We start from the raw sequence: 20,540 nt of genomic DNA on the forward strand, positions 1-20,540 counted from the left end.
TCATGCAGCCCCTGCCGTGGTTTCGGCCCATTCCTCTGCGTTCCCCTGCGCCTTGGCGATCAGCAGGTTCATCAGCGGTCCCAGAACCTCAAGCGAGGCGGGTGAGATGATGTCCTCGTGCGAGGCATGGGGCAGATGGTGGACATCCTGCGCGCCGACATGGCCCAGCCAGCTGGTATCGGGATCGATTTCGGGCAGGTCGGATTTATCGGCGACAAACAATGTGATCTGACCCGAGAACTGCCCGGTGCGCGCAGTCGACAACAGTCGCACGGCATCCCGGTAATTGTCGAAGATATGGCTGAACATTTGTGATTTTTCCCGGTGGAATTCCGCGTCCGCCACATCTGCCATTGCGTCGTTCAGCAGTTGTTCCTGCTCGCGCTCGGCCCCGGCTTCGGCCTCGTTCCCGTCTGGGTCGGTCCAGTCGTGGTGTTCAGCCGGGTACGTGTCCAGCAGGCCGAGGAAATGCACCTGCTGACCGGCAGCTTCAAGACGTTCGGCGATACCAAAGGCGACGTTGCCGCCCAGCGAGTAGCCCAGCAGGTGATAGGGACCCTCGGGCTGAAGTTCACGGACCAGATCATAGTGGCGGTCACAGAGCTGATCCAGATTTTGCGCGGTTGCGATGGGGCCGTCCGGGCGCGGCGATTGCAGGCCGATGATCGGCATGTCGCTTTTCAGATATCGCGCCAGAACGCTGTATTGCCACGACGCGCCCGAGCCGGGATGGATGCAGATCAGGGGCCTACCCGTACCCTTGCGCAGGTGGATCACCGGATCGAACCCGTCCTGGACCAGCGTGCCGACCAGGGCGCCTGCGGCCAGATGTCGGGCCAGATGTTCGACCGTCGCCATGCTCATGATCTGACCCACCTGGATATGACGCTTGAGGTCCTGACGGATGCGGGCCGCCAGCCGCATGGCCAACAGTGAATGCCCGCCAAGGGCAAAGAAATCATCGGTCGCGCTGACCCGTTCCACGTCCAGCAGATCGCAGAATATCCGCGCCAGATCCTGCTCGATCCCCGGTGCAGGTGCGCGCCCCATGGTCTGGCCGCCGGTATCTGGCTGCGGCAGGGCGCGGCGATCCAGCTTGCCGTTGGCGTTGATCGGCAGCCGCTCCAGCACCAGACAGAAGCGCGGCACCATATATGCGGGCAGTTGGGCCGCTAGCGCGGCCAGTGTGGCATCGGGATCAAATGAGGGTCCCTGCGGGACAACATAGGCAACAAGATCGGGGTCTGCCCGGCCTTCGGGCGTGATGGCCAGCACCACGGCCTCGGCGATGTCGGGCTGTCGCAGCAGGCTGCTGGCGATTTCCTGCGGCTCGACCCGTTGCCCCCGGATCTTGATCTGGTGATCGGTGCGGCCCAGATAGATCACCCGCCCCTCATCACCCCACCGTGCCAGATCGCCGGTGCGGTACATGCGTTGACCATCGGCATGGGGATCGGCCACAAACCGGTCCGAGGTCAGCGCCGCGCGGCCCAGATAGCCATCGGCCAATTGCGTGCCGCACAAATACAGCTCTCCGGCCACGCCCACAGGAACGGGGCGCAGCAGATGGTCCAGAATGCGCAGGCCGGTGTTCCAGACCGGTTTGCCGATGGGCACTCCGGTGGCGCTGTCCGCGTGTGGCAAGGCCGGGCAATAGGTCACGTCGATCGCGGCCTCGGTCGGGCCGTAAAGGTTGTGCAGATCAGCCCCGCAGTGGCGGGCAAACCCGGCAACGGCCTGTCCGCTCAGCGCCTCACCGCTGCAAAAGACCTGCCGCAGGCTGGGGCAGGGGGTGCCACCTGCCGTCGCCATGGCCTCGTTAAAGACAGTCAGGACCGAGGGCACAAAATGCATTGTGGTGATCTGATGCTGCCGGATTAGTTCCATCAGCATCTGCGGATCGCGATGGGCATCGGGCGGGGCCATCACCAGCCGGGCGCCCACCAGATAGGACCAGAAGAATTCCCAGACCGAGACGTCAAAGCCGCAGGGCGTCTTTTGCAGGATCGCATCCGCGCCGGTCAGAGGGTATTCGGCCTGCATCCAGAGCAGGCGATTGACGATAGCAGCGTGCGAGATCAGGGCCCCCTTTGGCCGTCCCGTCGTGCCCGAGGTATACAGAAGATAGGCCGGATCACGCCCGCTCAGGTCCGGGGCATCGACCAGATCGCGCACGTCCTGCCCCGGACCGGCAAAGACATCGAAACACAGCCTGGGACAGGTGGCTGCGCCGATATCGATGCCGGTCTGGGTGATAACCAGGCTGGGTCTGCCATCCGATTGCAGAAACTCCAGCCGGTCACGCGGATAGCTGAGATCGAGCGGCAGGTAGATCGCGCCGATTTCGATCACAGCCAGTATCGCGACCGACAGCCGCGCCGAACGCGGCAGGGCCACACCGATCACATCGCCCTTGTGGGCCCCGGCCTGCCGCAGCCTGTCGGCCAGATGCAGGACCTGATGCCGGGTCTGACGAAAGCTCAGCCGGTGGTCGGCATCTTCCAGCGCCGGGGCATCCGGGGTGCGGCCGACCTGCGCCGCGATCAGATCGTGCAAGGTGAGGTCTGGCAGGTGCTGCCCGGTCCGGTTGGTTTCTTCGATCACCTGCGCATCCGGCGCAGGAAGCAGGCACAGCTGTGCAGGGCTTGCAGCCGGATGCTGTATCAGCGCATCGATCATACGGTGCAGCATGCGGCCCACGCGCGCGGCATCCATGGTGGTCTCGCGACTTTCGACGATGAAGCTGATCGTGTCCCCGGGCAGCACCAGCAGCGCCAATGGATAGTGGCTGTAGCCCCGGTTGTGGATATCCGTCACCCGCAACCCGTCCAGGTCCTGATCGAGATAGCTGTTGTCGGGGTAATTCTCGACCACAAGCAGCGTGTCGAACAGGGCCTCGACCCCGGCGATTCGGTGCAGGTCGGCGAGGTTGAGATTGTCATGCTCCATTGCCTGCGCGTGGATATCCTGCATCTGCGCCAGTTGCGTCAGAACCGGGCGGGCCGGGTCCAGATCAACGCGCACCGGGATCGTGTTCAGGAACATGCCGATCTGATCACCGATGCCACTGACCGGGGCCGCGCGCCCGGCAACGGCGGTGCCAAAGACCACATCCTGCCGCCCGGACACTGCGCCGATCACATTGGCCCAAAGCGCCTGCATCACCACATTCAGCGTCACACCACCCTGACCGGCGTAATCCCGCAGGGCGCGGCTTTGTCCGGGTGTCAGCGTCAGGTGATATTCGTCCACCGATCCTGTCGCGCGGTCTTTGTCAAACAGACATGTCGGCGTGCAGCCCTGCAATTGCTGTGCCCAGAAGGTCTCGGCCCCGGTTTTGTCGCGGCTGGCCAGCGCGCGGATAACCGACCCATAGCTTTGATCCAGCGCGCGCGGGCTGTCACCTGCATCGCGATAGGCATCGAACAGGTCACGCAGCAGGATCGGCGTTGACCACCCGTCGATGATCGCATGGTGGATGTTGATCAGCAGAACGTGATGGTCCGGGCTTAGCCTTACCAGCTCCGCCGCAACCATGCAGAGCGGATCGCGCGTCAGGCGCAGATTTCGGCTGGCGGCGGCTTCGATCTGCTGCAGACGGTGATCCCGCGCCGGGCCGGTCAGGTCCGAGATGTCGTGGTCCTTCCACGGCCAGCGCAGGTGTGAATCGGCGGGCAAGGCCATGTAAGGGTCGCCTGCCGGGTCGGACAGGAAAAACCCCGCCAGTTGCGGATGCCGCCGCAAAACGGCGTCGAAGGCGTGGCGCAACCGGGCCGTATCAAGCGCGCCTTGCAGAACCAACCGGGTATGGGCGTTGTAATTTCCCGCCGCATCGCCCAGCGTTGCATGGAACAGAATGCCTTTTTGCGCGGGCAACAGGGGCAGGATTTCGGCAATCTCAACCGACACCCCATCGAATTCCGAGGGGTTAGGCACGTCCGGCGCGGCTATTTCCGTATCCGCGCTGACAGGTTCTAGGGCGGAGGTCAGATCAGCCAATCCCGGCGTCGCAAAGATATCCCGGGTCGTCAGGTGCCAGCCCCGCTTGCGCATCTCGTTACACAGAACCATGGCCGAGATACTGTCACCGCCACTTGCGAAAAAGTCGTGATCCAGCCCGATGGGGGCCACACCCAATACCTGTCCGACCACCTCGCAAACCACCTTTTCCACGGCGGTTCGGGGCGAGCGGCCTTCGGTAAATTGCGGTTTCGGCAAGGCGTTCGGGTCGATCTTGCCATTCACGGTCAAGGGAAAGTGTTCAACCGGGACAATGACAGAGGGGACCATGTAGGCAGGCAGCCGGTCAGATAGCTGCCTGCGCAACAGATCAATGGCGTCACTGTCCAGATTGCCGGTGCAATAGGCCAGCAGGCGATGACTGCCATGCACGGGCTCAGCCACAACATGGGCATCCGATACGATGTCGAACGCTGCGAGGGCCGCGGCCACTTCGGACGGTTCGACCCGGTGCCCGCGCACCTGAACCTGCGTGTCGGCGCGGCCCAGCAGCTCTATCGTGCTGTCATCCCTCCACCGGGCGCGGTCGCCGGTTCGATACAGGGTCTGGCCTGTCGCAAAGGGGTTGGGCACGAAACGTTCCGCCGTCAGGCCGGGTTTGCCGATATAGCCGGTGGCGATGTTGGGGCCTGCCAGGTACAGCTCACCTACTGTGCCAATGGGTTGCGGCGACAGGCAGGCATCCAGAACATGTGCCTGCGCGTTGCCGATGGGGCGCCCGATCACTGGTTGCGGGCGTGTCACAAGGCGCGACATGCAGGCATCGACGGTAAATTCCGTAGGCCCATAAGCATTGTAGGCGATCACGCCTTCCTGTTCGGCCAGTGTATTCCACACTGCGGGCTGCATCGCTTCCCCGCCCAGCAACAAGACCGATGGCCGGTGCGCGGGATGGGTCAACAGCCCCATCTCAAGCATTTGCGCGCAAAATGACGGGGGAATATCCAGCGCATCCAACCTGTGCTGGATCACGGCATCCAGAAACCCCTGCGCATCGTGGCGCTGCGCGTCGCTGAGCACGACGACCTGTTGCCCCATGAGCATCCAGAACAGCTGCTCCCACGCTGCATCGAAAGCAAAGGAATGGGAATGGCCCGCGACCAGAGGGCGGTTCGGGTGGGTTTGCAGATGATGATCCAGAGCCTCACGCAGGAACCCGACCCGGTGAACCGAAAACAGGTTCAACAGCGCCCGGTGCGGGACCATGACCCCTTTGGGCCTGCCGGTACTGCCCGAGGTAAAGACGATATAGGCCGTATCTTCGGGGCGAATCCGGACCTGCTCGGGCCCGGGCGCCGTATCCGGGCACGTCATGAGCCTCGACAGGGTGTCCGGCGCGTCCAGATGCAGGGCAGGCACCCCGCCGGGCAGGTTCTGTGCGGCCTCTGTCGTGGTCAGAATGATCCGGGGCAGGGCATCTTCGCAGATCGCGGCAAGGCGGGCCTTGGGATAGGCGATATCCATCGGCAGATAGGTCGCGCCGCTGATCAGGACGCCAAAGATCGCAATCACCGAAAGTTCGGATCGAGGCAGGGCGACTGCAACCACATCCCCGCGACCCACTCCGCTGTCGCGCAGCAGGTGGGCCAACCGGCAACTGCGACGCAGCAGGTCCGCGCCCGACAAGGTGGTCTCGCCAAAGCGCAGCACTGTGTCCGTGTTTCCGGCCAACACCCCACCCAGCAGGACATCCACAAGGGTTTCCTCGTCCGGAGGCGTCGCAACCAATGGCCCGGGCTGCCAAACGGCCAAGTCTGCCCGTTCCTGCTCGGTTGTCATGGCAAGGTCAGCCAGCGGGATTTCGGGTGTTGCGATAAACTGATCCAGCACGTTGGCAAGCCGTGCGGTGTGGCGGGCAAGATCGTCCTGTGAATATCGGTCTGACGGCGCACGCAGGTCCAGATGAATGCCATCATCGTCCACACGCAATCCAAACTCGGGCTCTTCCAGCGGCCCGATTGCAAGACGGTGCAGCCGGGTTGCATGGCCAGCGAGGGTCGGCTGCTTTTCATAGAGCCGGAAGTTGAGCGTGGCGCTCCACATCCCCTGGCCTGTGCCGGTCAGGCCCAGATCACGTTGAATCTGTTCTACCGGATAGCGTTGCGCCTTGCGCATGTCGCGCATGGCTTGCCGGACCTGCATGGCCAACTCCAACAGGTCTTGCGCAGGGTTCAGACGCAGGCGCAGAGGCAGAACATTGACCACCGGCGCGCTGGAAGAGATCGCCGCAGACCCAAGGCGGCGCATCATCGGCACACCCAGCACCAGATCGAACTGACCGCTGATCCGCGCCACATATGCCGCGATACCTGCGGTCAACAGATCGAAGGCAGCGAAATCATGGCCGTCCACCCGCGCTTCGAACCGGGCAAACCTGTCACGGTCGATCAGGATGGTGCTGAATTGTGCGTTTTCACCGATGCTGGCAGTGCCCTTCGCGCTGTCTGCCAGTTTTGGCGCGGCGGGCAGGTCCGCGCATTGCGCCAGCCAAAATGCGTTGTCGCGCCGCCACGCATCTGACTCACGATAGGTGTGCTGTTCGGCAACCACCTCGGCCACGGATGTGAACGGAGAGGGGGGCGTCTGCGTCCCATCCCGCGCCGCATCATACAAAGCAATGATCCGGTCCGTCAGCACATCCAGACTGTAGCCATCCAGCATGATGTGGTGATAGCGCTGATACCAGATCCAGTGTGCTGCCCCCTCATCCGATCCGATCCGCAGCAGCTTGTGCTTGGGCGCAAACGGGTCTTTCCCCTGATCCAGATCAGATCGCAGAATATGCCATGCCTCGGTTCGGGCGTCCGGGGAGCCGGTCAGGTCCGTGACCTGAATATCGGGCCGTACCGGGGCCGAGGGGATGTCCTGCCGCGCGGTCCCGTTGACCTCGGCAAAGGTTGCGTTGACTGTATCCGCCTCGGCCAGTGCCTGTTCGATTGCGGTGGTCATCCGTGCCGCATCCAGCGGGCCGAAAACCTCGATTGCATGCGCAATCAGGTAATCCTGTGGCCGCGCGGCGATCTGCTGCGCTGTCCAGATGCCTTGCTGTGTGTCCAGCAGTTCCAACATAGTCATGACGGGCTCTCCGCACAATTGGTTTGCCCCGATGTTCAGGGGCGCAGGTCGGTCCAGTTGTCTTCGACGTAGCTGAGGCAAGCCTTGCGGTCGTCAGGGCCGTGCATCTTTTCCCACCCTTCGGGGATGTCACGGAAATCGGGCCAGATACTGTACTGGCCTGCTGCATTGCGCAGCGCGTAGAACTTGTACCGGGTGTCATCGAACGGGTTGGGCTGGGCGCTATCCATCGATCAGGTCCCCGGCTGCGGCCAACTGGTCGCCCAGCACCGACAGGATGGCGCCCATCGTGGGATTGCGGGCCAAACTGTTGAAATCCGCACGGATCCCCTTGGCTTCCCACCGTGCCACCAGGGTCATGAATTCGATCGAGTTCAGCCCGTAGTCGAGCAGGTTTTCGTGGTCGTCCGGCACATCGTCCAGAAAGCTCAGGACATCCTTGCGGATGGTTTCGAGGGTGGGTCTTTTCTCCATGGGTCGCGCGGTCCTTTTCTTTCGGTAAGGGGGATCAGGCAGGGCCTGCATCGACATCAAGCGGTTTGGCGGATCGGGTCAGGGCCAGACCTGTCAGCCCCAGAACCAGAAATATTCCAAGGCTGGAAAGGCCAAGCACCAGCACCGCATGTAACGGCATGACCATGCTGGCCAGTGTGCCCAGGGCCAGAGCGCCCAGAATGTCGCCCATCGCGTCCTGCGCCAGCCACAGGCTGTTGACGCGGCCCAGATAGGCATCCGGCGTCTCGCGCTGGACGATGCCGTATTGCAGAAGCGAGGCGAGCGACATCAGGTAGCCAAACACCACCAGCAGGGTCATCACGGCCCAAAGGCCCGGTGCCACGCCGATTGCCGTAAAGGCCAGCAGCGCGCAGGCGCATAGCAGGATCATCAGAGCAAAGGGCTGGGCCTTGTCGTGGACCCAACCGCTGAGCAGCGCCGCCAGAGTGGCCCCAATCGGGCCCATGGCGTACAGCAAACCGGTCGCCGCATCGCCGGTGGCGAAAACATCCAGGGACAGGGACGGGAACAGCACCCTGATCCCGGTGCAGGCCGTCAGCAGCATTCCCAGCAGAAAGACCACCAGCACCCGTCTGCGCGACACCAGAAAGACAAGGGCGTCCCCCAGCATCGCAAAGGGGTTGCGCGGGGTGGTCTGTTCCGCAGGTAACGGAGCCAAACCACGCAGAACGCTAACAGTGGCGATGGTCGCAAGAGTGGCAAGACCATAGGCCCAGGCCACATCGGCCACGGCCAAAAGCAAACCGGCCAGAGCTGGGCTGCCGATATTGATTACCCGCGAGGTCAGCATGCCCAATGCCCCGGCCTCGACGATCCGCTCGCGCCCGACGACCTTGGGTGCAGCGGCCATCAGGGCCGATACGCCGATGGCTCCGAAAATGCCATCGATGAAGGCCAGCCCGACCAGCGCCGTGACCGACGGGGCAGGCAGCAGCGCGTTGATCGTCAGGGCGGCAAACCCCACCCCGCACACGCTGCGCGCCATCAGGATCAGCTTGCGCTGATCACGGGTGTCCGCCAGCACCCCGCCCAGCAACAGACCCAGAAACAGCCCCGTGGCATCGCTGGCCCCGACAAGGGCGACCCAAAGGGTGGATGCGGTCAGTTGGTAGGTTTGAACCGGCACCGCGACGATCAGAAAGCCAAGCCCCAACAGTGACAGGGCCCGCGCGGCCAGCAAACGGCGGTATTGCGCGTTGTCCCGAAGCAGTGAAAGGCGAATGAAAACAGTGTTTGCCATCGGTCAGCCCCCTGTGCGCCTGTTGTTGCGTGCGCCCGGGCCAAACAGGGTTTCCAGAGCCTCGATCAGGGCCGGGGCCCAGATGGCATAGTCATGCCCGCCGGCATAGGTGCGCGTCTGCACACCCGCACCTTGCGCGCGCAATCGGGCGGCAAGCGCGGCGGTGCTTTCGAGAATGCCCACATCGCCTTCATGCCGCGCGCGCTCATAGCTGCCTGCGGTCAGGACCGCCCGCAGCCCGGGATCGACAGGCAGCGAGGCCATATAGGGTGAAATTGCCTCCCATCCCGGAGGCGCCCACCAGAACGACCCCGAAAGTGAGATGAAATTGCCGATCTGTTTCGGGCGTACCAAGGCGGTATAGGCGGCGGCGAGGCCGCCAAAGCTGGACCCGGCAACGACTACGCGACTTGCATCGAAGTCCTGACCAAACCAGTCGTAGGCGAAAGGGAGGATTTTCCCGGTCAGCATTTGGGTGAACTGATCGTCACAGCCCAGATCCTCGGCCCGTCGGTGCGGCGACACGGCATCGACAAAGACGGTGGCTATCGGGGGTAAGCACCCATCCTGCACCTGTTGTTCGATCCGGCAGGGCAACCCCAGCTGATGCAGATAGGTCGCCCCGTCGAACAGGATTTGCAGCACATTTCCGGGCGCGCCGGGAATGAAACCGGTTGGACGGTGCAACCAGATGCGCCGCCCGGATTTCAGCATGGGATCGGCAATGCGGTGTTCGGTAACATCCCTCGACACCCGACCCAGCACCTGTTTTGCCGCGCGTGTTTGACCTCGCAGGTCATGCAGGCTCCATTGTGCGAACGGGTCGTTGACATGCGGAAACAGAGGCGTCCTGTTCATCGGATCGGCCTGCGCCACGGCCAGCAGAGCCAGACGATTTTCACGGGGTGAGGCGTTGATATCCGGGACATCCGGTGCCAAACGGTAAGAAAGGCGCAGGTCTAGCGGCACGCGAAACGAGGCGAACCACACATCCGTGCCGGTCAAGCGCTGCATCCAGACGTGATCCGGGGCCGGTCCGCCAACCAAGCGGACATTCCGGGCCTTCCCCCGCCACAGGAATGTCACCAACCGATGATCGGCGCAGCCTTCGGGGTCAGGTTCGATCATGGGTGTGCCTACGGACATCACATCTTGCCAGAACGTCGCCACCGAAACGTGTCCCTGCACGACTTTTTGCAGGCGGGGGCTGATCGGCGCGGCACACTCCTGTCCGGTTGTGCCGGTGCCCTGATCCTCTGGCGTGACCACCTTTGTGATGCGTAGTTCGGCTTGGGTGGCCGCGTCCTTGCGAATGGTCAATGTCAATGCATGACCGGTGGCAACAAAGCGAAAACTGTGCAGGTCCTGCGCGCTGTCTAGCAGCACCCGATCCTCTTGACCGTCCTGGCAGAGGATCAGATCGGCGCTGCCTGTGGTGCAGTTCAACCAGCCTTCGACATAGGTGCCCGGTGTCGTTTTTAGCTGTTCTTCCAGCCCAGAAGGGGGCGCTGAAACCATAGTCGGCATGAAATTTTCCAAAGTGATCGCCCAGTATGCATCGGTGTCGAGGGAACGCAGGCTGAAGAAAGAGCGATCTGACTTTGGCTGATGCCCCTTCATGCCTTCACAACCTATGGGCGTCCAGAGCGGTTACGTTTGGGAACGCGACAAATTTGTTTGTCAAACGCCCAGGCCCGCTGTCGCAGGCTGTCTGCCAGCCGGTGAGCGTGGAAGAATTGCCGCATGCCATGAATGAACGTTGATGATGGAATGTGCGTTTCTGCACCCTAACCGGCCCAATGGTTAACCAGGCTGATCAACCCTTAGGGGCACAACAAACCTTTGATCCTATGCGAAAATGCGTTCGAGCCAGCCTTCGAATATCTGAATAGTGGCGGCGTTGGGCTCTGGCCTGTTGCCCCGCAGCAGAAAATGACTTTGCTCGAACGGGACGGCGTCGCCGACGATCGCAATCTCTCGGCCGGTTTCAATCGCCGTCTTTGCGAACCGCTCCAGAATCACGGCATACCCGCCGCCACCGGCCACGATATCCACGGCTGCAATCGTGGTATCGACGGAGTAAGAGGTCGCGGTTTCGGATTGCTGCACATCAAAGGCCGACAGGTATTTTTGCCCCATGTCCTGAAAGCCAAGGATATGTATCAGCGGTTGGTCGGCAAGCTGAGCCATGGACGGGATCCGCCCCCCGGATTTGGCCCCAATCGGGACAATCCGTTCTTTGGAAATCCGACGGGCAGGCATATCCTCCCAATCCCCCAAGCCCAGGCGCAGCTCGACATCGACATTTTCCCGGTTCGTGGATTCAGCCCAGATATTCGAAACCAGACTGACCGAGACCTCGGGGTGGTTTTGCACGAAATCAGGCAGCCGATGCGCCAGAAACAGGGTCGCCGTTGAAATCGGAACCCGCACTGTCAGTTTCTGCAGATGGCTGGTGCCAAACAGGCTGGTGGTGGACAGGTCAATCTCTCCCAACGCGCGGCGGATGGAAAAGGCATAGGCCTGACCAACCTCGGACAGGCTGAGATTGCGGGCGGCGCGGGTGAACAGCTTGCAGCCCAACTGCGCCTCAAGCGACCGCACATGCAGGCTGACGGCGGTCTGGGTGATGCCCAGTTCCTCGGCGGCGGCGGTAAAGCTCATGTGGCGGGCGGCACATTCGAAGGATCGCAACCAGACAAGGTTCGGGGTCTTGGGCATATCACCACCAAAAATTTTTGGCCATTTCCTCGCTTTTTATTCATTTTACTTTGCTCGATCAATGTCTCTAAATCTCCGGCAGGAATGAAACTCCGGCTCAGTAAGGGCGGCATGCGAATAAGGGAGCGCGCGCATGAAAGTAGGATTTATCGGACTTGGGAATGTCGGTGGCAAGCTGAGCGGCAGTCTGCTGCGCAATGGCATTGACCTGACGGTGCATGATCTGAGCCAGGAACTGGTCGACGATTTTGTCTCGCGCGGGGCCAAGCGAGGCGAAAGCCCGGCGCAGCTGATGCGGGATTGCGATGCGGTGATTACCTGTCTGCCATCGCCCGCCGCGTCCGACGCGGTGATGCAGGAAATGCTGCCCGAAATCGGCCCCGGCAAGATCTGGATGGAGATGTCCACCACCGATGAAGAAGAGGTCAAGCGTCTGGGTGCCATGGTGATGGAACGCGGTGGCGCGGCGGTGGATTGCCCCGTGTCGGGCGGCTGCCACCGTGCGGCGACCGGCAATATCTCGATCTTTGCGGGCTGTGACCGCGAGACCTTCGACCAGATCGCGCCGTTCCTGAAAACCATGGGCCGCCGCATTCTGCACACCGGCGAACTGGGCTCGGCCTCGATCCTGAAGGTTGTGACCAATTATCTGGCGACCGCCAATCTTGTCACCTGCTGCGAGGCACTGGTGACCGCCAAGGCGGCGGGCATGGACCTGAACACCACCTATGAGGCGATGAAAATCAGCTCGGGCACCTCGTTCGTGCATGAGACCGAAAGCCAGGTGATCCTGAACGGCAGCCGCGATATTTCCTTCACCATGGATCTGGTGAAAAAGGATGCGGGCCTGTTCCAGCAGGTGGCGGACCGTCACAACGTGCCGCTGGAAATCTCGCCCATGCTGGTTGATATCTTTGACGATGGCATTTCGCGCTATGGCGAGCGGTGCTATTCGCCCAACATCATCAAACGTCTGGAAGAGGCCACCGGTCTGGACATCCGCGCACCGGGCTTCCCGCCCGAAATGCTGGATGATGAGCCCGAAGAGCCCGGCTATGAGGTGATCCCGCAGGGCTCGCAGCTCAAGGCAGCGGAATAAGGCCCGGGGGCGGTTGCTATGAAACGGATCTATACCTTTGGTGGGTTTCCCGCGACGCGCAATCTGACGGTTGCCGATATTCAGGCGGGCAAGGGCACGCGCAAATTCGTGCAGACCACCGCCGTGAACCGGGTCGAGGCCGCCGCCGCCGAAGCCGCCGGGATCGATCATCTGTCGATTGTCGATCATGACCTTGTTGAGGTGCGCGCAGGCGCGCCCAACACCTTTACCACAACGGCCCTGATGGCCAGCGACTATGAAACCCATCAGGACATCCTGCGTGCGGGCATCCGGGCTGCCGCAGCCGGGGCCGATGCGGTGTATACCCTGCGCAGCTTCAAGGTGGTCGAGATGCTGGCCGATGAAGGGCTGGCGGTTCAGGGCCATCTGGGGCTGGTGCCGCGCCTGTCGACCCGCATCGGGGGCTTGCGTGCCTATGGCCGCACCGCCGATGAGGCGATGCAACTGGCCGAGGATCTGCGCCGCCTGGAGGATGCCGGGGCCTATGCGGTGGAACTGGAATGCGTGGCGGATGAGGCGATTGCCGAGATCAGCCCACGCACCGGGTTGATCACCCATTCCATCGGCTCGGGCGGGGCTGCCGACGTGATCTTTCTGTTTCAGGAGGACGCCTGCGGCGACACCCCGAACCCGCCGCGTCATGCCAAGGCTTTTGCCGATATGGCCGCCGCCCGCGCCACGCTTGAGGCCGAGCGCATGAAGGGCCTGACCGCCTATCGCGCCGCCGTTCTGGACGGCAGCTATCCCGATGCGGCCACCAGCATCGCCATGAAGCCCGGCGAACATGAAAAACTGCGCGAAGCGCTCGACAAGCGCCGCCCGTTTCACGAGTAGACCCATGTATCGCAAAGCGTCCCGCAAATATCCCTATGAGCCCCCGCCGTCTCTGACCTGAAGGCAATTGGTTTCTTTCAGGAAAGGACAGGATATGACGACCGCAGACACCAACCCAAACGAACAGGCCAAAGATACGAAATATGACCCCGGCCCGATGAGCCGCGAGTGGTATTGGCACCCGGAACTGCCGGTAAAATACGCCCCCTACTGGAACTGGCCCCCAAAGCTGGGCGTGCTGGGCAAATGGATCTGGCAGAACTGGCTGCAATTCTCGGACCGGTCGATCTTTTTGCTGCTGGCCTTTGCCGTGGCCTACTGGCTGCAGCCGGTCGGGCCAGAGCAGGCCAGCCTTGCATTCGGCTGGGTGGCTTGGGTGTTCATCCGCAACTGGGCACTGTTGCTGATCGTCGCCGGAGGGCTGCATTTCTGGTTCTACGGCATCGACGGGCAGGGCAAGCTGCTGAAATACGACCCGCGCCCTTATATGAAGCGCAAGAATGCGCTGTATAAGTTCGGCTACCAGACCTGGGACAACATGTATTACTCTCTGGTCTTCGGTGCGCCGTTCCTGTCGGTGCTCGAAGTGTTTCTGCGCTGGATGTATGCCAACGAGTATATCGGCACGCTCAGCTTTTCGGCGCACCCGATCTGGTTCATAGCGCTGTTCCCGATCCTGGCCATCTGGCAGAGCTTCCATTTCTACGCCGTGCATCTGCTGCTGCATCAACCGTTCATCTACAAACATGTCCACGCGGTGCACCATCGCAACGTCAACACCGGCCCCTGGTCCGGCATGTCGATGCACCCGGTCGAGGCGTTCGGCTATCTCAGCGCCATCCTGATCGTGCTGATCCTGCCCAGCAACCCGGTGCATATGGTATTTCTGGGCTATTGGCTGATGCTGGGCGCGGCGTCGTCCCATTCGGGTTACGAGGCGCTCTGGGCTAAGGACCGTCAGGCCCTGCTGCTGGGCGCGTTTTTCCACCAGTTGCACCACCGTTATTACGAGTGCAACTACGGCAATGCGGAAATGCCCTGGGACAAGTGGTTCGGCACCTATCATGACGGCTCTGAGGATGCCACCAAACGCACCCGCAACCGCAAGCGCGAGATGCATGCCAAGGGGCAGGTGCACAAGAGCAACTGACAAAAAGGGGGCCGGTTGATCGGGCCCTTTTTTCAACAGAAGGCGACAGTCTTTTGACCGCCCGGGCCGGGATGACGGCGTTTGGCCGGGCCAGCGATACCCAAGCCCATCTTAGTTGTCATCGTTCGCATGATCAGACCGTGGTGATGTGGTGCGGCGAATCCCTTACCTGACCATCGTGCCCGGTGCGTCCGGGCACCGGCATTCCCTAACCGTCATCCGCGTGAACAGACAAAATTCCGTGAGGCGGAGAGCAAATCTGAGTCTGCGCTATTATCACGATTTTTCAATGACTTAAATCTCAATCCCATGGTCAGTGGGCGTCGCGCCCAGCACGTCCTTCACAATCTTACAAATTTGTAAAAGTCGCGCAAGGACGCGGTATCGCTGCTGTGCTTATTGCTCAGTTCAATCGAAGCAGGAATGGATTTGGAATAGTCCGAGACTCACCTCGTAAATGGGCAAACCCGGATCTTATCAAGCAGCCATGGCGCAGTTCGACCACAGCAAGGGCCCGGCCTTTGACAAGCGGAACTGCGCCATACCCGTTACAGGCCATTCTGACCGGGCGACCCGGGTCAGGATGGGACATCGAAGACTACGAAAGGCGCGGCAGATGCAATGTCCGCGTGGAAACAAAAACTGAAGTGTAAAGAGAACGAGGGTGAAATGACGAAGACCTGGCTCAACAACGCAGCCAAATTCATGCTGTGTGCTATGCTTTCCACCGGTGCGTCGCAAGTTGCGGCTCAGGGGTTCGACGATGATGACGACGATGATGACGGCGGCAACTGGGAATTCTTCCTTGGCGCAGGTGCGGAATATGAGCCGGAATATGAAGGTTCCGACCGCTACACGACAGAATTTCAGCCCGGTTTCCAGATCGTCTACAAAGATCGTCTGCTGATCTCACCGCAAGGGATCGGGGCGTTCATCGTCAATCAGGACAGGCTGCGGATTCAGACGGCAATCGGATATGGCGGTGGCCGTAACGAAAGCGACAGCCCCGATCTGGCCGGTCTAGGCGACATCGATGATGGCGCGGTCTTCGCCTTCGGCGCCCAGTACGATCTGACCCGGCGCCTCGCCGCGACCGTGGATGTCGAGAAATACTTCAGCGGCTCCGAAGGGACGCTGGTCACGCTGGGCCTTCAGACGCAGGTGCCGTTCGGCGTTGTCCGCGGCGCCTTGCTGCCCACCGGCGTGCGGCCCGAGGATGTCACCCGCGAACGCGGTCTGGCCCTGTTTGGCGGTGTGTCGGTCGATTGGGCGGATACCAACTATAACCAAAGCTTCTTTGGCATCTCGGCAGCACAATCGGCGGCGTCCGGCCTGTCTCAGTTCAGCGCCGGATCGGGTTTCAAGTCGGTGAATGCGGAAATCGGCTTTCTGCAGCCGCTGGGCAAAGGCTGGGGCCTGACCGGCGCCATCGGCTATTCCCGCCTGCTGGGGGATGCGGTTGACAGCCCAATCGTCAAGTCCAGAGACGCGGTCACCGCTGAACTGGCCGTTGGTTTCAGGTTCTGAGCCACGGCAATCGGTTAGAAGCAGCAACGACCGCCCGAGCCACCACTCATGGATACCCCGGCAGCCGTGCCGGGGTGTTGGCGCGCGGTCTCATGCTTCGAATGGGAAGTTATCCTTTTTGGTCTCAGGAGTTTAGACCCCCTCACCTGAATACGGATCATGAGGATAACTTCCCACTTTCTACCCGGGCAGGTCGGATACGCATATGCGGTCCGGGTCGCGCCCAAGGTTGTTTACAAATTTGTATGGCTGTTTTCAGGGCCGCAACAGTTTCACAACCTATCTAGGTATTGACGCAGTGTGGCGAACGACATTGCCAACGCGTCTGATGATCAAGTGCTGCTGTTATTTGGGAACCAAAAACAAAATGACCAACGATACATGTGAAAACCGCTCTTTCCGTATGAATCGCCGTGGATTTCTGGCGGGTGGTCTGGCCTCGGCCGCTGCGACCAGCCTTCCGTATCAGGGTCTTGCAGCCGAGGATGACCTGTATCTGATCGCGCTTGAGGAACATATCGCAACACCCGAGCTGCTGGAGCGGAACGGCATCAAGTTCCCGCCCAAGGCCCCCATCGGCAAGCTGATCCTTGAAACCGGTGCCAAGCGGATCGCCGACATGGATGCGGCAGGCATCGACATGCAGGTTCTGTCTGCGATGACCCCGGGCGCGCAGGACATTCCCGGGCAGGAAGGGATCGATTTTGCCCGCCGTTTCAACGACTGGATGGCAAATGAGCTGGTCTCGGCCTATCCGAACCGCTTCCGTGCCTTTGCCACGCTACCGATGCAGACCCCCGAGGCTGCTGCGGACGAGCTGGAGCGCGCGGTGAAAGAGGATGGGTGTCTGGGCTGCATGACCTATGGCAGCATTGGAGGCAAGTTTCTGGACGACCCGATGTTCGCGCCGGTTCTGGCCAAGGCCGAAGAGCTTGATGTTCCGATCTATATCCACCCCGCCGCCCCCACGCCGCAGGTGCTGGACGAATATTACAGTGGTCTGGGCAATCCATGGCTGGAAAAGGTCCTGTCCGGTCCCGGCTATGGCTGGCATCAGGAGGTCGCCCTGCAATCGCTGCGGATGATCGTCGCTGGCACGTTCGACAAGTTCCCCAACCTCAAGATCGTCATCGGCCATATGGGCGAGGGGCTGCCATTCTACTTCTGGCGGCTTGAAGGCGATCTGACCTTTGCCACCCGCGACACGCTGAGCAAACCTCCGCAGCAATATCTGCGCGACAATTTCTGGATCACCACCAGCGCGTTCTTTCAGGATGAACTGCTGGATCTGGCCCTTGCCACTATGGGCGAAGACCGGGTGATGTTCGCCGTCGACTTTCCGTTTGCCAAGAACCAAAAGGGCGCGGACTGGCTGCGCGCGGCGGATTTGCCGTTTGAGGTCAAACAGAAGATCGCATCGGGAAATGCGGAAAAGCTGCTTGGTCTGAACCGGTTCTGACCGCGCCCGATTGCCCCTGACCGAAATCACAAACGTTTAATTCAAACCCCAGCGCACCAGCGATTGGTTCGCAAGGAACAGACAACACATGCCAAACGCCGGTAAACTGATCATCTTCTTTGTTCTTGCGCTGTTTACGGCGGCATTCTGGATTCCGGTCAGCCTGCAGGGCGATTTCGGGCTGGATGACCCTTCTGTCTTTATCGGCGGGCTGGCCTATCTGAGCATGTCGCTGGGGATTTTCCTGTCGGCGCGCCCCCGGTTTCTGGAACCGGCCTTTGGCGGGTTGGACAAGATGTACAAGGTGCATAAATGGCTCGGCGTCGCGGCCTTCATCCTGCTGCTGGCACATTTTGCAACCGCGATCGGGGCCGAGAATGATCTGGGCGACGCGCCCGGGCTGGAGGAGCTTGAGGAAGATGATGAGGACAATGATGGCCTGATCGGCGCCTTGGGTCTGTTTTCCATGATCGGCTTTGTCATCCTGACCATCCTCACCCTGAACCGGAAGTTCCCCTATCACCGCTGGCTGCCGACGCACCGCCTGATGGGTCTGTTCTATGCCCTTGTCAGTTTCCACATGTGGCTGGTTCTGAGCGGCGGAGAGGTCCTGCCGATGACCAGCCCCGCCGGGATGATCCTGCTGGTTGCAATGGTGGTTGGTCTGGCTTCGTTCATCTACAAACAGGTGATCTATCCCCTGTTGCACCGTCACGGGTATGAGATTGCCGAGATCCGCGTGCTGGACCGCATCACCGAACTGGTCCTGTCCCCGGTCGCCAATGCGGTACAGTTCCGGCCCGGCCAGTTCGCCTTTGTGACGGTGCGCGCCAAGGGGTTCAAGGAAACCCATCCCTTTACCATCGCTTCGGGGGCCGAAGAGTCGCATTTGAAGGTGTCGGTCAAGGTTCTGGGCGACTTCACGCGCCGTTTGCAGAATGGGTTGCAGCCGGGCACGCAGGTGTCGATTGACGGCCCTTATGGGTGCTTCAACCCCACAGCGGTGCTGGGGCATCAGGTCTGGATCGCGGGCGGTATCGGCGTGACCCCGTTCCTGTCTGCGCTGCGTTCGCTGCCGACAGACAGATCGGGCAGCATCCGTTTCTACTACTGCGTCCGCCATCTTGAGGACGCGGTTTATCTGGACGAATTGCAGCAACTGGCCCGCCAGCATCCCGATATTGAGATCAAGCCTGTTGTCTCGGGCTTCGGGGATCGCATGTCCATCGACCGCCTGAAGGAGGATCTGGATCATCCGTTGCCCGACTGGAACTATTTCTTCTGCGGCCCATCCGGTTTGGGGCAGTCCCTGTTCGCCAAGCTGCGCGAGGCCGGAGTTTCCAAGGCCCAACTGCATCGTGAAGAATTCGAAATGCGCTGAGCCTGCAGCGTCGCCTACGCCGTAAACTCCATTCGGATGAACAGCCCCGATCCCTCCAGTTCCGGGTTCGGGGACAGGACCAGCCGGGCATTGTGCAGATCGGCAATGGTCTTGACCAGCGCCAGCCCCAGACCCGCGCCGCTGTCCGACCGGCTGCGATCCAGCCGGACCGAGGGTTTGATCACCTCGGCATAAGCTTCGGGTGGGATGCCCGGCCCGGTATCGGCCACGCCCAGGGCGTTGGCATTGGCGATCAGGGTGATCCGGCTGCCCTTGGGCGTATGTTTCAACGCGTTCTCAATCAGGTTGACCAGCGCCTGATACAGCAACACCCGGTCTCCCTTTACGGTCACAGGGCCAGAGATTTGTGGAACCAGCGTGTATCCGGCATCCTCGGCCACCGGTTCGAACGTGCTGAATACCTCTTCGGAAAGTTCCGCAATATCAACAGGTTCAAACCTGTTCCTGATGGTGCCGGATTCCAGCCGTGCGATGCGCAGAAAGGCATCGATCACGGCGATGATCTGGTCACATTGCTGCAACGCCTCAATCGTTTCGGCGCTTTCGATCTGATCTTCGGTCTGCGCGATGATGGCCTGTTCCAGCCGCAACCGCAGCCGCGCCAGCGGCGTTTTGAGGTCATGCGCGATGTTGGTGGCGAAATCCCGGGACTGGCGCAGAACGATGTCCAGCCGGTCGATGGTCTGGTCGATCCGATGGCCCAGCACGTCAAGGTCATCCAGCTCTTTCTGCGTGTCGACGCGCAGGTCCAGCCGCCCCGAAGCCACATGTTCCAGAACCAGAGAAATCCGGTTCAACCGACGCTGAGTGCGCAGCCCGAAAAACGCCCCGATCCCCAGCGTAACTGCTGCGATCACCGCGCCGACGATCAAAATGGTGCGCGCGATAACCGACAGGAAATGGGTCCGTAGAACAAGGTTCACGCCGACGATAAGCTTTTGCCCGCTCACGTCACCTGCGTAATACTGCCATTCCTCACCCCAGCGCAGACGGGTCAACTGGAAGGGCTCAAGCTCAAAATCGCCGCTTCTGTCGAAAATCCCCTCGGGCGCGACCGCCTGACTGGCGGCGTCGCTTTGATAATACACCACCACCGTCCCGGAAATCGGATAGTCGTCTCTTTGGAACCCCCGGATGCGGATGTCCGAGGCGATGGCCTGAAACCGCGATTGCAGCTCCAGCGCCACCTGATTGTCGAAATCCCGGCGCACCAGATTGTCGATAATCAGGGCGCCCAGAAAATGCAGGAACAGAAAGACCAGCGCCAGCAGCATGGACTGCCGCAGCGCCGACATTTGTGCCAGTTCTCCCAGAGTGTATCTTCGGCTCAATGACCTGCCCTGTTTATCCTGAAATCAGCAGCCGCAATCGGCAATTCCATTTGTGCCTCAATGGGTTGAACGCCATGTCCAATCGCTGATCCAAGTGGTGTATCCGGGGTTGATGATAGAGCCCTGATGGCGGCTGAACAACTGA

Annotated in this window: 13 protein-coding genes; 6 read left to right on the plus strand and 7 right to left on the minus strand. The window is 61.1% G+C overall.

The window, feature by feature from the left end; translation table 11 throughout:
• From MPJ51_RS09470 to MPJ51_RS09495, 6 genes are all read right to left on the minus strand, one after another.
• The gene (locus MPJ51_RS09470) at positions 1-7,095 is read right to left on the minus strand and encodes a non-ribosomal peptide synthetase (protein WP_298385246.1); all 7,095 of its coding nucleotides are present in this window, start codon (positions 7,093-7,095) and stop codon (positions 1-3) included.
• Between the two features lie 35 nt (positions 7,096-7,130).
• On the minus strand, positions 7,131-7,325 hold the full coding sequence (locus MPJ51_RS09475; protein WP_298385249.1) for an MbtH family protein: 195 nt from the start codon (positions 7,323-7,325) through the stop codon (positions 7,131-7,133).
• Entirely contained in the window at positions 7,318-7,569 is a 252-nt protein-coding gene (locus MPJ51_RS09480) for a phosphopantetheine-binding protein (protein WP_298385252.1), read from the minus strand. The genes MPJ51_RS09475 and MPJ51_RS09480 overlap by 8 nt, the downstream gene beginning before the upstream one ends.
• Positions 7,570-7,603: 34 nt before the next feature.
• Positions 7,604-8,851, minus strand: coding sequence for an enterobactin transporter EntS (gene entS, locus MPJ51_RS09485; RefSeq protein WP_298385255.1), 1,248 nt, complete (start codon positions 8,849-8,851; stop codon positions 7,604-7,606).
• Positions 8,852-8,854: 3 nt separating this feature from the next.
• A complete protein-coding gene (locus tag MPJ51_RS09490) occupies positions 8,855-10,378 on the minus strand; it encodes an alpha/beta hydrolase-fold protein (RefSeq protein WP_298385258.1) in 1,524 nt (507 codons plus the stop codon).
• Positions 10,379-10,699: 321 nt separating this feature from the next.
• Entirely contained in the window at positions 10,700-11,572 is an 873-nt protein-coding gene (locus MPJ51_RS09495) for a LysR family transcriptional regulator (RefSeq protein WP_298385261.1), read from the minus strand.
• A 133-nt stretch (positions 11,573-11,705) separates the two neighbouring features.
• On the opposite strand from MPJ51_RS09495, the gene MPJ51_RS09500 reads away from it, so the two are divergent.
• The 6 genes from MPJ51_RS09500 to MPJ51_RS09525 all read left to right on the plus strand — a co-directional run bounded on the left by MPJ51_RS09500 (position 11,706) and on the right by MPJ51_RS09525 (position 19,043).
• Entirely contained in the window at positions 11,706-12,671 is a 966-nt protein-coding gene (locus MPJ51_RS09500) for an NAD(P)-dependent oxidoreductase (RefSeq protein WP_298385263.1), read from the plus strand.
• 18 nt (positions 12,672-12,689) lie between these two features.
• Entirely contained in the window at positions 12,690-13,526 is an 837-nt protein-coding gene (locus MPJ51_RS09505) for a 3-methyl-2-oxobutanoate hydroxymethyltransferase (protein WP_298385266.1), read from the plus strand.
• A 94-nt stretch (positions 13,527-13,620) separates the two neighbouring features.
• Positions 13,621-14,676 carry a sterol desaturase family protein gene (locus MPJ51_RS09510; protein ID WP_298385269.1) on the plus strand — a complete coding sequence of 352 codons (1,056 nt, stop codon included), beginning with the start codon at positions 13,621-13,623 and terminating at the stop codon, positions 14,674-14,676.
• A gap of 669 nt (positions 14,677-15,345) precedes the next feature.
• Positions 15,346-16,203 (plus strand): MipA/OmpV family protein, encoded by an 858-nt coding sequence (locus MPJ51_RS09515; RefSeq protein WP_298385272.1) that lies wholly within the window; start codon positions 15,346-15,348, stop codon positions 16,201-16,203.
• Between the two features lie 367 nt (positions 16,204-16,570).
• Positions 16,571-17,662, plus strand: coding sequence for an amidohydrolase family protein (locus MPJ51_RS09520; protein WP_298385275.1), 1,092 nt, complete (start codon positions 16,571-16,573; stop codon positions 17,660-17,662).
• An 88-nt stretch (positions 17,663-17,750) separates the two neighbouring features.
• The gene (locus MPJ51_RS09525; protein WP_298385278.1) at positions 17,751-19,043 is read left to right on the plus strand and encodes a ferric reductase-like transmembrane domain-containing protein; all 1,293 of its coding nucleotides are present in this window, start codon (positions 17,751-17,753) and stop codon (positions 19,041-19,043) included.
• Between the two features lie 14 nt (positions 19,044-19,057).
• Here the strand turns inward: MPJ51_RS09525 and MPJ51_RS09530 are convergent, their stop codons facing one another.
• On the minus strand, positions 19,058-20,395 hold the full coding sequence (locus tag MPJ51_RS09530) for a HAMP domain-containing sensor histidine kinase (protein ID WP_298385281.1): 1,338 nt from the start codon (positions 20,393-20,395) through the stop codon (positions 19,058-19,060).
• Positions 20,396-20,540 lie beyond the last annotated feature (145 nt).

The organism is Ruegeria sp. (assembly GCF_028066395.1).
Classification (GTDB): domain Bacteria; phylum Pseudomonadota; class Alphaproteobacteria; order Rhodobacterales; family Rhodobacteraceae; genus Ruegeria.